The following is a 14,309-nucleotide window of genomic DNA, read 5'->3' on the forward strand; positions in this document are numbered from 1 at the left end:
CCGCCGAACGCAGCGAACAGCGCGCCGCCCGCAGTCAACAACCACACTTCGTTGCCGTCCCACACCGGCCCGATCGTGTTGAGCAGCACGCGGCGTCGTTTGTCGTTGTCCGCGGCGTCGTCGTCAGCAGATACCTTGCTGTCGCCGCCGGTATGGCTGCGTCCCAGGAACGGCATGAGCATGCCGACACCGAAGTCGAAGCCTTCGAGGACGAAGTATCCGACGAACAGAATGGCGACGATGATGAACCAGAGGTTTCCGAGCATCTCTCCCACTCCTCAGTACGCGAACGACAGTTGCTTGGGACCATCGGCATCGTGGTCGGTGACATCGTTGTCGAGCACCGGCGGCACGTCGTCGTGTGGACCGGGGCCCTCGATGATGTAGCGCCGCTGCAACAAGAACCAGACGACGCCGAGTGCGCCATAGAGGACGGTGAAGCCGATCAGCGTCACCCAGACGATCGGGGCGGTGTGATTGGAGACGCCGTTCTGCACCAGCATGTGTATTCGCGTCGGGTCGAGGTTGTCCTGCCAGTTCGGCACCACCACCCACGGCTGGCGACCCATCTCCGTGAAGATCCACCCGGATGCATTGGCCAGGAACGGGGTTGGGATCATCCACAGCGCGAGCAGACCGAACTTACGTGAACTGATCACCTTCTTCTTCCGCGTCAACCACAGTCCACCGAACGCGACGATGACCGAGCCGAGAGCCCACGTGATCATCGCGCGGAATCCCCAGTAGGTGACGAACAGGTTCGGCGCGAAGTTCTGATTCGGCGGCACACCCGGGGTGCCGGCCAGCTTCTCGGTGTACTCCTGCTGCAACTCGTTGACACCCTTGAGGGTCTGGTTGAAGCGATGCGTCGCCATGAACGACAACATGCCGGGAATCTCGATCACGTGGTCGATGTGGTCGCAATTGTTCTGCCTACCGATCGAGAGCACGGAGAAGCCCGCATTCGTCTGTGTCTCACACAGTGATTCGGCCGCGGCCATCTTCATCGGCTGCTGTTTGAACATGATCTGCGCCTGGTAGTCGCCGGTGATGATCAGCAACACTCCCGAGACGATCGCCACCCAGCACGCGAATCGGGTGACCGGTCGCCAGAGTCGTCGTGCATCTCGTTCCAGATCCTCTGGCGTGGCGTCGATCTGGCTGGGCGAGGTGGTCTTGGGCATATCGGAGGTGTCGCCGGTCTCGATGGCCTCGCGCAATTTCTTGGCGCGCCACATGTTCCGGGCCATCCACCACGCACCGATGGCCGCGACGAATGTTGCCGCGGTCAGCCACGCACCGACGATCACGTGCGGGAACGCGGCAAGGGTGGTGTTGTTGGTGATCACCGCCCAGAAGTTGTTCATCGCAGGACGATTCCGCTCATCGCTCCACTCGACGCCGACCGGATGCTGCATGAACGAGTTCGCGGCGATGATGAAGTACGCCGACGCGGTGACGCCGATCGTGACCAACCAGATCGTCGCGAGGTGAATGGGTCGCGGCAGGCGACTCCAGCCGAAGATCCACAACCCGAGGAACGTCGACTCGAGGAAGAAGGCGATCAGCCCCTCGAGGGCCAGCGGCGCACCGAAGACGTCGGCGACGTACCTGCTGTATTCGCTCCAGTTCATTCCGAACTGGAACTCCTGCACGATGCCGGTTGCGACGCCGAGCGCGAAGTTGATCAGGAATAGCTTTCCGAAGAATTTCGTGGCCCTCAGCCACTGCTCATTCCCGGTCTTGAACCAGACCGTTTGCATGATCGCGATCATCGGCGCGAGACCGATGGTCAACGGAACAAGAATGAAGTGATAGACAGTCGTGATTCCGAACTGCCATCGTGACAAATCCAGAGCGTTCATCGCGTCTCGAATCTCATAGCCGCGCCCCCGGGCTGGGAGACGCGTCCTGGTACGAAAACACGAGCTTGCTACGACACCACGTAGTAGCTCGTTGTCGACGACGCTACGCTGGGCCGATCCTGGGGACAAGCAGCCAAAGGTCCCGTCGTCAGGATGAAGTTATGAGCCGTGTCTCACACTCACGCCGGCGACTCGACGAGAACATCGACAAGGCAAAGCAGCCGACCTGCCTATTCTGAGTCATCGCAGATCGCGCGGTCCACCAAATCGGCGAACTGCTCAGTATTCGACGCCACGGGCGTTACGTATCTGTTGAGTGCTGTCACTCGCGCAGCCAAGGTGACGCTGCTCACGAGCCAGAATGAATCCGCGGCTATCAGATCCGCTGTCCGCAGAATTCGCGTCTCGGTGCGCCATCCCTCTTTTTCGGCCAATTCGAAAGTGGCTCTCGCCGTGGTTCCGGGAAGAATGCCGACCTCGGTGGGAGGCGTGACCAACGTCTTGTCGTAGACGGCGACGACAGTGGAACGCGGCCCCTCGAGCACCGCACCCTCGGCGCTGAGATAGATGACGTCGTCGAATCCCTGCGCCGCCGCGTGCCGCAGTGCCGCCATGTTGGTCGCGTAACTCAGCGTCTTCGCACCGAGGAGTTGCCAGGGCGAGCTCGCCGCGGCGTCGATCGAATAACCCCGATCGAGCGTGACAACCGAGACACCGTCGCGTCGGACCGCCGTCACCCGATCGGCGACACGCCCGACAGTCAGATACGCCGTGGGCGGACCGTCTGCGCCCGCACTCTCGCGGCCTCGCGAATAGACCAGCCGCGCAAGGCCCTCGGCACCGCGCGGTGCGTCGGCGGTCCACTGCTTGGCCGCGACGTCGATCAGCTCACGCCACGCGTCGACGTCGGGCTCGGGGAGGTCGAGCATCGCAGCACTGCGTGTGAGGCGTTCGAGGTGCAATTCGACGCACCGCGCGCGTCCCCCGCGCACGAGCAGCGTCTCGAAGATGCCGTCGCCCCGCACCGCGGCAAGGTCGTCGGCGTGCAGGAACGGTTCGTCAGGCTCGTGGCGCTCACCGTCGAGGGTCATCAGGATCGAGTGCGACATAGTCCACGAGGCTAGTGCGTTCGCTGCGTAGAATCAGTGAGGTGGCGCCCTCCCCGATCTTGACCAGGTATTCCACCAAGGGCGCGGTCGCTGACCCGCACTCTCCCTCAGACGATTCGTCGACGACGCTCGCGTGGCATTACGGCGATCCTCTCGGCGAACAGCGTGCCGCTGTGCGCGGTGCCGTCATCATCGACCGCTCCGATCGCGCAGTGATCGAGGTACCCGGCTCCGATCGCCTCACCTGGCTGCACAACATCAGCAGCCAGCACGTGAGCCATCTCGCCGATCGACGCAGCGCCGAGTCGCTGTCCCTCGACATCAACGGTCGCATCGAAGACCACTTCGTCGTCACCGACGTTGACGAGGTCACCTGGATCGACACCGAGGGCGACCGCGGGACACCGCTACTCGACTTCCTCACCAAGATGGTCTTCTGGTCCGACGTCGCGCCCGCGGCCCGACCGGACATGAAGGTGTTGACCCTCATCGGCCCCGACGTGCTGCGCGGACCGATCGCCGAGGTGCTCGAGATCGACCCCGACGCCGCGCCGTACACAGCGGGCGACCTCCCCGAAGCCCACCACGAAGAAGAACCGCTCGGCTTCTGGCGCATCATGCCGCCGCTGTCGGAGGGCCCGCACGCATCCGGTGCACTCCCCGTCGTCGACCTGGTGGTCCCCGAGTCGCAGATCGTGAGCTGGTGGGACACGGTGCTCGAAGCGGGCGCACGCGCCGCCGGAAGCTGGGCGTTCGACGCCTTGCGGGTCGCGGGCATGCATCCCCGCCTCGGCATCGACACCGACGAACGAACGATCCCCCACGAGCTGAACTGGATCGGCGGACCCGACGAGTTCGGCGCCGTCCATCTCGACAAGGGCTGCTATCGCGGCCAGGAGACCGTGGCGCGCGTCCACAATCTCGGCAAGCCACCCCGACGACTCGTCCTGCTACACCTCGACGGCAGCGCCGACGACAAGCCCGAGCCGGGCGCCACCGTGACCGCGGGCGGACGCACCGTCGGGCGTGTCGGAACCGTCATCGACCATTTCGAACTCGGACCGATCGCCCTTGCCCTGGTCAAGAGCGGAATCGGCCCCGACGTCGAGCTCGAGGTCGGGGATGGACTGCCCGCCCGCATCGATCCCGACTCGATCCGGGTCGACGATCGGGTACAGGCCGGCCGAGCCGCGATCGACAAGCTGCGCGGCCGATGAGCACATCGGCGAGCGAGCAGCCGCAGGAGCTTCTCGGGCACGTCCTGGCGGTCTGCGTCGCCGAGCGCGACATCGACCTGGGACGTGTCGGCGTGAGCGCCATCGACAAGCGTCCGCAGCACGGCAGGGTGTCCGTCGGCGACGAGGGTCTCATCACCGATCACGTCTGCGACAGAAAGCACCACGGCGGACTCGACCAGGCCGTCTACGCCTACGACCACGCAGAGGCACACGAGTGGGCGACGACGCTCGGGCGTGAACTTCCTTACGGCTGGTTCGGCGAGAACCTCCGGGTGACCGGTCTCCCGGTGACCGACGCGCTGGTCGGCGAACAGTGGGCCATCGGCGACGACGGGCTGCTCCTCGAAACCACGATTCCCCGCATCCCGTGCCGCACCTTTGCCGCGTGGGCTGACGAACCCCAGTGGATCAAACGGTTCCTCGACCGCTCAGACGTGGGCACGTACCTGCGGGTTCTCCACCCGGGCACGGTCGGCGCGGGCGACGACATCCGCGTCGTGTTCCGCCCCGACCACGGTGTGCGGGTGCGTCACCTGATCACCGGGACCGACGCCGGCTCATTGCGTGCGTTACTGGCCGACGACGACCTCGCTCCCAAGGTCCGCCGCGAGGCCACCAAGAAACTCGCTCGCGCGTAGGCAGGGCAATCCACAGAATCCGTTTGGGCGCGCTAGACTGGTCAGCACGACAGATTCACTACCTAGAGAACGGGGCCGCCACTAGTTTGGCCGCCCCGTCATTGTGCGAGGGGGTCCCATATGGGCCGCGGCCGGGCGAAAGCAAAGCAGACGAAGGTTGCTCGTCAGCTCAAGTACTCCACTCCCCACACCGACTTCGACAGCTTGCAACGCGAGCTGTCGGGGTCGGACGATTCGGCAGACCGTCCGAATCCTGTGGACGAGTGGGCCGAAGAGGAGGAGTGGAAGCGCGCCTGACGCGTCCCTTCTCCTGCGGTAACCCGCACGACCTTTTAGTCACGTCGGTGATGCGCACGGGACTGCCGTGCGCATCACCGACGATGCTTACTCCCAGACTTTCTTAAAAGCGAGGGTGCTCTCCGACGACCGTCACCTTGGGGACGTCGTGGTTCTTCGGTTCCGGTGAACGCTTGATCGAACCCAACACCCAGTTGTCGACGTGGCGCGCGGTCAGCACGGCCAGCGCACGGTCGGTGTCCTCGGGTGCGACGATGGCGACCATCCCGACACCCATGTTGAATGTGCGTTCCATCTCGGCCTGCTCGACGCGGCCACGCTGCGCGATGAGCGCGAAAATCGGTGCGGGCGTCCAGGTTCCGCGTTCCAGCTCGGCGACCAAGCCGTCGGGGATGACGCGTGAGAGGTTCTCGGCGAGTCCACCGCCGGTGATGTGCGCGAAGATCCGCACGTCGGTCTCCGCAGCGAGTGCAAGGCAGTCACGCGCGTAGATGCGGGTCGGCTCGAGGAGTTCCTCGCCCAGCGTGCGCCCGAACTCCTCCACATGACCGCTCAGGTCCATGTGGCCCCACTCGAGAAGCACCTTGCGCGCGAGCGAGTAGCCGTTCGAGTGCAGCCCCGACGAACCCATCGCGATCACGACGTCGCCCGCGCGTACGCGTTCCGGCGACAGCAGTTGGTCGGCCTCGACGATGCCGACAGCGGTGGCCGAGAGGTCGTAATGATCGGGCAGCATGAGCCCTGGGTGCTCGGCCGTCTCGCCGCCGAGCAGCGCGCAGCCGGCAGCCACACAGCCGTCGGCGATGCCCGCGACGATTTCTGCGACGACCTCCGGGATCACCTTGCCGATGGCGATGTAGTCCTGCAGGAAGAGCGGCTCTGCACCACACACGACGAGGTCGTCGACGCACATGGCGACGAGGTCTTGTCCGACGGTGTCGTGCTTTCCGACGGCCTGGGCGACCGCGAGTTTGGTGCCGACGCCATCGCTCGACGCAGCGAGGACCGGCTCACGGTAATTTCCCTTGAGCGCGAACAGACCGGCGAACCCGCCCAATCCACCCATCACTTCGGGCCGCGTGGCACGTTTTGCATGCGGGGCGAACAGTTCGACGGCGCGCTCACCTGCGTCGATGTCGACACCAGCAGCCGCGTACGACGCTCCGGCATCCGTCGGCGTCGAGTCGCCCGTACTCGGTTCGTTGGCTACCGAATCCTTCTCGGACATGTAGGCGCGCACCCCTGTTCGCAATCGCTGATGGTCGGATCACACGCTACCGGAGAGCGCGCAGAGCGTCGCCACAGGCAGCAGTTCACGAGAGGGGGTTCACGGTGGCGCGGTTGCGCCGGAGGCTGGGATCAGGGCCGCAGGACGGCGCTGGCGTTGTCGTTCGGCACGGTCAGCGGGTCGACGCGGCCGTCACCTGCGGCGCTGGCGAGCATCTGCTCGAGGACAGCCTTGCCCATCGACGTCTCCTTGGGGAGTTCGATGGGATAGTTTCCGTCGAAGCAGGCCGCGCACAGCGACGACGCCGGCTGATCCGTGGCGGCGATCATCTCGTCGATGCTGATGTAACCGAGCGAATCGGCGCCGATTGCCTGGCGCACTCCCTCGACCATGTGTTCCTCGGACTCCATGCCGTTGGCGATCAACTCCGCGGGCGACGCGAAGTCGATGCCGTAGAAGCACGGCCACCGCACCGGACTCGACGCGATACGTACGTGGATCTCGGCCGCGCCCGCCTCGCGCAGCATCCGGATCAGTGCCCGCTGGGTGTTGCCGCGGACGATCGAATCGTCGACGACGACGAGCCGCTTGCCGCGGATCACTTCCTTGAGCGGATTGAGCTTGAGGCGGATACCGAGTTGGCGAATGGTCTGCGATGGCTGGATGAACGTGCGGCCGACGTAGGCGTTCTTCATCAGTCCCTGGCCGTAGGGGATACCCGATTCCTGGGCGTAGCCGACCGCTGCGGGCGTACCCGACTCCGGCACCGGGATCACCAGGTCGCCGTCGGCGGGGAACTCCCTGGCCAGTCGTCGACCGATCTCGACGCGGGTCGAATGGACCGACCGCCCGTGGATCACGCTGTCCGGACGGGCGAGGTAGACGTACTCGAAGACGCAACCGCGGGGCGTCGGCTCTGCGAAGCGGGTGCTGCGCACACCGTCGGCGTCGATGGCCAGCAGCTCACCGGGTTCGATGTCGCGGACGAACGACGCGCCGACGATGTCGAGCGCCGCGGTCTCGGACGCGACAACCCATCCCCTGTCGAGCCTGCCGAGCGACAGCGGTCGCACACCGTGCGGATCGCGGGCCGCGTACAGGGTGTGCTCGTCCATGAAGGTCAGGCAGAACGCACCGCGCAGCGTCGGCAGGAGTTCCATCGCGGCCTGTTCGATGCTGCTGTCGGCAGCGCCGTGAGCCAGCAGCGCGCCGACGATGTCGGAATCCGACGTCGCGGCTCCGCTGGCGATTCCCAGCTCACGGGCGCGACTTGCCAGATCAGCAGTGTTGACGAGGTTTCCGTTGTGCCCCAGGGCAACTCCGGTTCCGGCGTCTGTGGTGCGGAAGATCGGCTGCGAGTTCTCCCAGGTGGTCGAGCCGGTCGTCGAATACCGGCAGTGGCCGATGGCTACGTGACCGACCATCGCTCCGAGCGTCTGCTCGTCGAAGACCTGACTGACCAGACCGAGGTCCTTGAAGACCAGCACCTGTGAACCGTCGCCGACCGCGATACCCGCAGCCTCTTGGCCGCGGTGCTGCAGGGCGTACAGGCCGTAATAGCTGAGTTTGGCGACGTCTTCGCCCGGTGCCCAGACACCAAAAACGCCGCACTCCTCGCGCGGCTCGTTCTCGGGTTCGTCCATCGCGTCCCGTGCGGGACAGGCGTGCTGGGTAGGAGCCAGCAGGTTGGCGCTTGTGATCGAAAGATCCGGCATACGACGGGCTCCCTGGGCTGAAACGTGGCGGCGCGGGCTTCGCGTGACGAAGGTAACCACCGGCAAGTTTACGTGCCGGTAGCCCTTCATTTCCAATTGTGCAGCGGCGTGGCACCTGCGGTTATTCCACATGTGAGCCAGCGCACGCGCACATCTACACGCGAACCAGCGGCATCCAGGTGGCCACCTCGTCGGCCCTGCTACCCGACGACGAGACCGCACCGCTCGCGACCAGGTCGCCGAAATCCTCGTCACCGACGGCCAGAAGGAGCCACGACCTCGGATCGGTCTCGACCACGTTGGGTGGTGTGCCCCGCGTGTGCCGCGGCCCCTCGATGCACTGCACCGCCACGAACGGGGGCACCCGCACCTCGACGGAGTTCCCTGGCGCGATGTCCTCGAGGGTGCGCGCCGTCAGCCGCACCGCGGCGGCGAGTTCGGCTCGGGCGGGCGCGGGCAGGGTGTCGTCGCGCAACCAGGGCGCGACGGCGAGGACCGCCGCGCGGGCAGCCGCCGGATCGATCGGTTTTCGCGCAGGCATCCCGCAATGATGCACCCGCCGCGTCGACCCCGATCCCGGCGCCTCCGAGGGTGTTGACCGAATGGCCGGTGCCCGAGCACCCGGTTCGTGCACCATTGACCGCATGGGAACCGACGTGCCGGATCAGAAGTTCACGGGAGCCGACAGGGTCCGTTTCCGACGTCAGGTCTCGCGCGGCACCGAGGCGATCGCGCGCATGCTCGCCGAGGGAGTGTTCACCGATCACGGCGCACCCCCCGAACCCCTGCTGGGCATGGAGGTCGAGCTCAATCTCGTCGACGCCGAGATGAATCCCGCGATGGCCAACGCCGCGGTCCTCGACGCCATCGCCGACCCCGACTACCAAACCGAACTCGGCCAGTTCAACATCGAGATCAACGTCTCGCCCCGCCCCTTCACCACCGACGACACCATCTCGCTCGAGCAGGCTCTGCGCACCTCGCTCAATCGCGCCGAGAAGCGGGCAGCGGCCACCGACAGCCACCTCGTGATGATCGGCATGCTGCCCACACTGCGCGCCGAACACTTTGCACACCACTGGATTTCGGCCAACCCACGCTACGACCTGTTGAATCGACAGATCTTCGACGCACGCGGTGAAGACATCGAGCTCGACATCACCGGGGTCCCCCTCGACGAGCACCACGACGCCGAACGTCTGCACACCGCAACGGATTCAATTCTCCCCGAGGCCGCCTGCACCTCCCTGCAACTGCATCTGCGGGTCGCACCTGAAGACTTCGCTTCGCATTGGAATGCCGCACAGGCGATTTCAGGTGTGCAGGTCGCCTTGGCGGGAAACGCACCGTTCCTCGCCGACACTGCGCTGTGGCACGAGAGCCGCATCCCCGTGTTCGAGCAGGCAACCGACACCCGCCCGCTCGAGTTGAAGAACCAGGGCGTACGGCCCCGGGTGTGGTTCGGCGAGCGCTGGATCAACACCATCTTCGATCTCTTCGACGAAAACACCCGATACTTCCCGGCGCTGCTACCCGTGTCGTCCGACGAGGATCCGCTCGCAACGCTCGACGCAGGCGGAATCCCCGCGCTCGACGAACTGCGACTCCACAACGGGACCGTCTACCGCTGGAATCGTCCCGTCTACGACGTCGTCGACGGCCAGGCACACCTGCGCGTCGAGAACAGGGTGTTGCCAGCGGGACCGACCGTCGTCGACACCATGGCCAACGCGGCGTTCTACTACGGCGTCGTACGTGGACTCGTCGAACAGGATCTGCCCCTGTGGTCACAGATGTCGTTCGACGCCGCCGCGGAGAACCTCCACGCGGGCGCGCGGTCGGGCTTCGACAGTCAGCTGTACTGGCCGAGCGTCGGGTGGATACGCCCGGACGAACTCACGCTTCGGCGCCTACTTCCGTTGGCCGAGTCGGGTCTTCGCTCGTTCGGGGTGTCGGACAAGGCGCGCTCGCGCTACCTGTCCGTGATCGAGGGGCGCTGCATCACCCGACAGTCGGGTGCCGTGTGGCAACGTCGCGCGGTGGCCGCACGCGAGGCCGCGGGCGAGAGTCGCGACGCGGCGCTGCACGGCATGCTCGCCGACTACGTCACGTTGATGCACGAGGGCGAACCCGTGCACGCGTGGCCGCTTTCCTGACTAACTACCGGCGCGCTTCGCCGGCGACGGCATAGGTGCCGCCCGCCACGAGGCCACGCCCGGTGACGAGCGGGAGATCGAGCGCGGTGGCAAGCCCTGCGGGCGCCGCGACCACGGCGGGCACCGCATTTACCAGGCGCATCGCCGTCACGATCATGCCCGAGACGTTGTGATCGCCGTTCTCGCCGTGGTGGGTGAACTCCACCTGCATCTGAGGTTCGCCGGACACGACGATGCGGTACGAGCCGTCACCCTCCACGGGCTTCGGCCACTGCGGGCACTGATCGGGATGTGTGCGGGTGACGTGCTCGAGAACGATCCGGTCGGTGCCGTCGACCTGTCCCGCGACCTCGAACCGCAGTGCTGCCAACGTGCCCTGCGGAATCTCGACCGACACCGTCGAGTAATCACGATCAGCAGCCACCTTCTCGACGCGTTCGACAAGCGGTTCGTCGAGCGTGATGCCCAGGCCCGCCGCGAGCTGTCGCACGACGCTCCCCCACGCCATCGACAGCACACCCGGAGTCAACAGCATCGGCGTGCTGTCCATCGGCTGGCCGAAGCCGAACAGGTCGCGCATCACGACGGGTTGGTAGTAGGTCGAGTAGTCGGCGATCTCCATGCAGCGGAGCTCGTCGATGCGTTGCGCGAGGCTCGTCATCGACAGCGGGAGCACGTCGTTGGCGAATCCCGGATCGATTCCGTTGACGTGCAACGTCGCGCCTGTCCGGGCTGCCGCGGCCTCAACCTGTTCGATCATCGACGCCAGCAGGATGCCGTGCGGGAACTGCAGCACGACCGGCCCGCTCGACACCACGTTGATGCCCGCGTCGAGGAACCTCGTCAGGTCGTTGATCGACTCGACGACGCGGTCGTCTGTCATCGCGGTGTGCACGATGGCCTCGGGCGCGAGCGCCAACAGTTCGTCGACGTCCGACGTCGCCACGACGCCTAGTTCGCGCCCGAGGCCCGCGAGCTCACCCGCATCTCGACCGACCTTCGCCGGATCGGACACCCACACACCGACCAGTTCCAGATCGGGGTGGGCGTCGATTCCGGCGATCGCATGCTTTCCGACGGTTCCGGTCGACCACTCGACCACGCGCAGACTCATGCCATCAAACTAGAACACGTTCCACATCTGTGGACGGCATTCGGACAATGCGCTACCGGGCGTAATGTCGGCACCGATGTCGAGCTCCGATGACTCCACCTCATCCACCCCGCCTCCGATCGCGGTCACGCACGCGGGCCGTCGAACCAGGCTCAAGTGGCACCGTGCCAGGCGGCGACCCTCCGACACCCCGTTCACCGCGTCGCGCATCGTCGAAGCGATGCGGGTCGGTGCGAGCGTCGAAGTCGACCTTCTCATCCATGCCGACCGCGGGTTCGCTGTCCTGCACGATCGCGACCTCGCACACTCGACGACAGGCCAGGGAGACGTCTCGCGCGCATCGGCGACATACCTGCGTGGACTGAGTCTGACCGACAACGTCGGCAACCCGACCGACGACGGCGTCGTGCTCCTCGAAGACCTCGCGAGCAGGCTCGACGGTGTCGACATCGCCGACGACGCCCTGCTGCAACTCGATTTCAAAGCGGACGCGGCGGCCCTCGACGCTGCGGCGCTCGACGTCTTCGCGCGGGCCGTCGCACCCTTCGCCGACAGCGCGATCCTCTCGTGCGGCGACGCCGACGCGGTCACGGCTCTCTGCGACGCCGCGCCGGATATCCACGTGGGCTACGACCCATGCCACCGCGGTGCGATCGGCCGTACGTTGCGCTCGGGGGATTTCCGCGGCTTCGTCTTCAGCGCGTGCCGCGACTCACCGCGCGCCGAGATGATCTATCTCGACCAGGAACTCGTGCTGCGCGGCGCCGATCGCGGCGCCGACCTGATCGCGGCGTTTCACGCGATGCGCCGCGAGGTCGACGTCTATACCCTCGCGCGCGCCGATACGTCATCGGTGGCGAGGTTCGCGCGGCTCGTCGACCGTGGTGCCGACCAGATCACCACCGACGATCCGGAGGGATTCTTCGCGGCGAACATCGTCGCGGAGGCAACCGAATCCGAGCGGTCGGACTAGCGGCGACCGGTGTCAGACCCGCAACGCGTCGAACGGCGCGACGGGGATATTGCGGATCACCACCCACACACCGACAACGACCAGCGTCGCGAACGGGGCGAAGCGCAGGTGCTGCCAACTACGCACCCGGCGCCCCCGCCACAACCCCACGCAGTAGGCGACGAACGCCCAGCCGAGCAAGGCGATCGCGACGACGCCAACCGCGTTGTACCGCAACGCTTCTCCGACATTGCCGTGCATCAGACAGTAGATCGCGCGCAGCGAACCACAGCCCGGACAGTCGATGTGCAGCAGCGCCTTCGTCGGACACATCGGCAACGGACCGCCCGGCGTCGTGGGATCGGCGAACCAGATCGCGGTGCAACAGCCAACCGCCGCGGCGACAACCACGGCCGGTCCGGCAACGCGATGCCGCGACACCGCGCCGACCGTCCCGAGAACCGCATGCTCGATGCGAGTATGCACAGGACGCGTGTCCGGCACGGCACCGTCGGTCATCACACCGTCGGTCATCGCGGGGTCGGTCATCGCGGTCGGTCGGCCCGTTGAGATCAGTAGGAGCTGGTCGACGGGACGCTGGAGACCAGGACGACGGCGAAGATGACATAGGCGACGATGCTGATCACGATGCTGGCACCGCCGGCAATGGCACCCCACATGGCCCACTTCTTGGCGTCATCGGCTGCTTGCTGAGCGCCCGCGTAGTCGCCCGCCGCCCACAGACCGTTCACCGACGTCGCCTTGACGATGGACACGACGCCCAGCGGCAAGCAGCAGAGCACGGTGCACAGGATCGCCCACACCAGATTGTTTTCCGGTGCTGCGGGTCCATAGCCGTATTGGGGCTGCCCGTAGGGCTGGCCGCCATAGGGCGGCTGGCCACCGTACTGGGGCTGGTTGTACTGGGGTTGGTTGTACTGGGGCTGGCCGTATTGCGGCTGCCCGTATTGCTGGCCACCGTAGGGCGCCTGGCCGTATCCGCCGTCCTTCTGCGGGTCGCCCTGCGGGTCATACGGGTTGGTCATCGGGATTCCTCTCGAGTTTGGTCGAGTGGAGCCTAACGGACGAGACCCGCAGTCGCCCTATACGGGCCGTCGAATCCATTCGAAGACCCGACAGACCGAACAAATGCCAACCGAACCGTCAGCCGAAGAGCTTCGGGAGCGTGCCCTCGTGCACGGCGCGCAGTTCGTCGAGCGTCACCTCGAACTGGTCCTGCACGGTCACCGAGTCGGAACCCTGATCGACGACGCCGATGCGCGTCCACGGCATCTGTCGGGCGGTGAGCATCGAGGTGAACCGCGACTCCTCGGTCCGCGGCACGGCGACCAGCACACGTCCCGACGATTCGGAGAACAGCCACACAAACGGATCAGCGTCTTCGGGAAGCAGGATGCGGCAACCGGTTTCACCTGCGAGCGCAGATTCGACGACAGCCTGGATCAGTCCGCCCTCACTGAGATCGTGCGCGGCGGAGACCAAGCCGTCGCGTGAGGCCGCGGTCAGGATGTCGGCCAGCAGCTTCTCGTGGTCGAGGTCGACCTCCGGCGGGACACCGCCGAGATGGTCATAGGCGACCTCCGCCCAGATCGAGCCGTCGAACTCGTCGCGCGTCTCACCGAGCAGGATCAGCGTCTCGCCGGGTTCGGTACCGAAATCGGTGGGGAGACGACGATGCACGTCGTCGATCACGCCGAGCACACCGACGACCGGGGTGGGCAGGATCGGCGTCGACCCCGTCTGGTTGTAGAAGCTGACGTTGCCGCCCGTGACCGGGATGCCGAGCTGACGACACCCGTCGGCCAGCCCGTGCACGGCCTGCTGGAACTGCCACATCACCGCCGGATCCTCCGGCGAACCGAAGTTGAGGCAGTTCGTCACCGCGCGCGGGGTTGCGCCCGACGCCGCCACGTTGCGGTACGCCTCGGCCAACGCGAGCTGCGCACCACGGTACGGATCGAGGAACGTGTAGCGCC

At 66.0% G+C, this 14,309-nt stretch carries 15 protein-coding genes; 5 read left to right on the forward strand and 10 right to left on the reverse strand.

The features are described from left to right. From A5777_RS21185 to A5777_RS21195, 3 genes are all read right to left on the reverse strand, one after another. Nucleotides 1-266, reverse strand: a 266-nt coding sequence (locus A5777_RS21185; protein WP_197502436.1) for a cytochrome d ubiquinol oxidase subunit II, incomplete at its 3' end; no start/stop codon positions are given. Nucleotides 267-278: 12 nt separating this feature from the next. Further along, nucleotides 279-1,865, reverse strand: a complete 1,587-nt coding sequence (locus A5777_RS21190; protein WP_064864364.1) for a cytochrome ubiquinol oxidase subunit I — start codon at nt 1,863-1,865, stop codon at nt 279-281. Nucleotides 1,866-2,095: 230 nt separating this feature from the next. Beyond that, entirely contained in the window at nt 2,096-2,974 is an 879-nt protein-coding gene (locus A5777_RS21195; RefSeq protein WP_064864366.1) for an aminodeoxychorismate lyase, read from the reverse strand. Nucleotides 2,975-3,015: 41 nt separating this feature from the next. Between A5777_RS21195 and ygfZ the strand changes: the two genes are divergently transcribed. The 3 genes from ygfZ (at nt 3,016) to A5777_RS24400 (ending at nt 5,147) form a co-directional block, all read left to right on the forward strand. Beyond that, nucleotides 3,016-4,191 carry a CAF17-like 4Fe-4S cluster assembly/insertion protein YgfZ gene (gene ygfZ / locus A5777_RS21200; protein ID WP_064864371.1) on the forward strand — a complete coding sequence of 392 codons (1,176 nt, stop codon included), beginning with the start codon at nt 3,016-3,018 and terminating at the stop codon, nt 4,189-4,191. Beyond that, on the forward strand, nt 4,188-4,850 hold the full coding sequence (locus A5777_RS21205) for an MOSC domain-containing protein (RefSeq protein WP_005204194.1): 663 nt from the start codon (nt 4,188-4,190) through the stop codon (nt 4,848-4,850). The genes ygfZ and A5777_RS21205 overlap by 4 nt, the downstream gene beginning before the upstream one ends. 120 nt (nt 4,851-4,970) lie before the next feature. Beyond that, a complete protein-coding gene (locus A5777_RS24400) occupies nt 4,971-5,147 on the forward strand; it encodes a DUF3073 domain-containing protein (protein WP_005204191.1) in 177 nt (58 codons plus the stop codon). A gap of 103 nt (nt 5,148-5,250) precedes the next feature. Here the strand turns inward: A5777_RS24400 and purM are convergent, their stop codons facing one another. From purM to A5777_RS21220, 3 genes are all read right to left on the reverse strand, one after another. Continuing rightward, complete coding sequence (purM, locus tag A5777_RS21210; protein ID WP_039855026.1) at nt 5,251-6,375, reverse strand: phosphoribosylformylglycinamidine cyclo-ligase; 1,125 nt, start codon at nt 6,373-6,375, stop codon at nt 5,251-5,253. A 131-nt stretch (nt 6,376-6,506) separates the two neighbouring features. Then, entirely contained in the window at nt 6,507-8,090 is a 1,584-nt protein-coding gene (gene purF / locus A5777_RS21215) for an amidophosphoribosyltransferase (RefSeq protein WP_005204188.1), read from the reverse strand. A gap of 154 nt (nt 8,091-8,244) precedes the next feature. After that, nucleotides 8,245-8,631 (reverse strand): sterol carrier family protein, encoded by a 387-nt coding sequence (locus tag A5777_RS21220; RefSeq protein WP_005204186.1) that lies wholly within the window; start codon nt 8,629-8,631, stop codon nt 8,245-8,247. A gap of 103 nt (nt 8,632-8,734) precedes the next feature. Between A5777_RS21220 and A5777_RS21225 the strand changes: the two genes are divergently transcribed. Continuing rightward, the gene (locus A5777_RS21225) at nt 8,735-10,246 is read left to right on the forward strand and encodes a glutamate--cysteine ligase (RefSeq protein WP_039855024.1); all 1,512 of its coding nucleotides are present in this window, start codon (nt 8,735-8,737) and stop codon (nt 10,244-10,246) included. Between the two features lie 4 nt (nt 10,247-10,250). Here A5777_RS21225 and A5777_RS21230 read toward each other — a convergent pair whose 3' ends face one another. Then, nucleotides 10,251-11,360 carry an NAD(P)H-dependent amine dehydrogenase family protein gene (locus A5777_RS21230; RefSeq protein WP_064864368.1) on the reverse strand — a complete coding sequence of 370 codons (1,110 nt, stop codon included), beginning with the start codon at nt 11,358-11,360 and terminating at the stop codon, nt 10,251-10,253. Between the two features lie 76 nt (nt 11,361-11,436). Between A5777_RS21230 and A5777_RS21235 the strand changes: the two genes are divergently transcribed. Continuing rightward, nucleotides 11,437-12,333 carry a glycerophosphodiester phosphodiesterase gene (locus A5777_RS21235; protein WP_064864373.1) on the forward strand — a complete coding sequence of 299 codons (897 nt, stop codon included), beginning with the start codon at nt 11,437-11,439 and terminating at the stop codon, nt 12,331-12,333. A 12-nt stretch (nt 12,334-12,345) separates the two neighbouring features. Here the strand turns inward: A5777_RS21235 and A5777_RS21240 are convergent, their stop codons facing one another. The 3 genes from A5777_RS21240 to A5777_RS21250 all read right to left on the reverse strand — a co-directional run. After that, nucleotides 12,346-12,861 (reverse strand): DUF2752 domain-containing protein, encoded by a 516-nt coding sequence (locus tag A5777_RS21240; RefSeq protein ID WP_005204179.1) that lies wholly within the window; start codon nt 12,859-12,861, stop codon nt 12,346-12,348. A gap of 23 nt (nt 12,862-12,884) precedes the next feature. After that, nucleotides 12,885-13,358 (reverse strand): CD225/dispanin family protein, encoded by a 474-nt coding sequence (locus A5777_RS21245; protein ID WP_005204177.1) that lies wholly within the window; start codon nt 13,356-13,358, stop codon nt 12,885-12,887. A gap of 118 nt (nt 13,359-13,476) precedes the next feature. Continuing rightward, nucleotides 13,477-14,309: AIR synthase-related protein (locus A5777_RS21250; protein ID WP_231894624.1), on the reverse strand; the 833-nt coding region annotated here is incomplete at its 5' end.

The sequence above is a fragment of the Gordonia sp. 852002-10350_SCH5691597 genome, assembly GCF_001665715.1.
In the GTDB taxonomy this organism is placed as follows: domain Bacteria; phylum Actinomycetota; class Actinomycetes; order Mycobacteriales; family Mycobacteriaceae; genus Gordonia; species Gordonia sputi.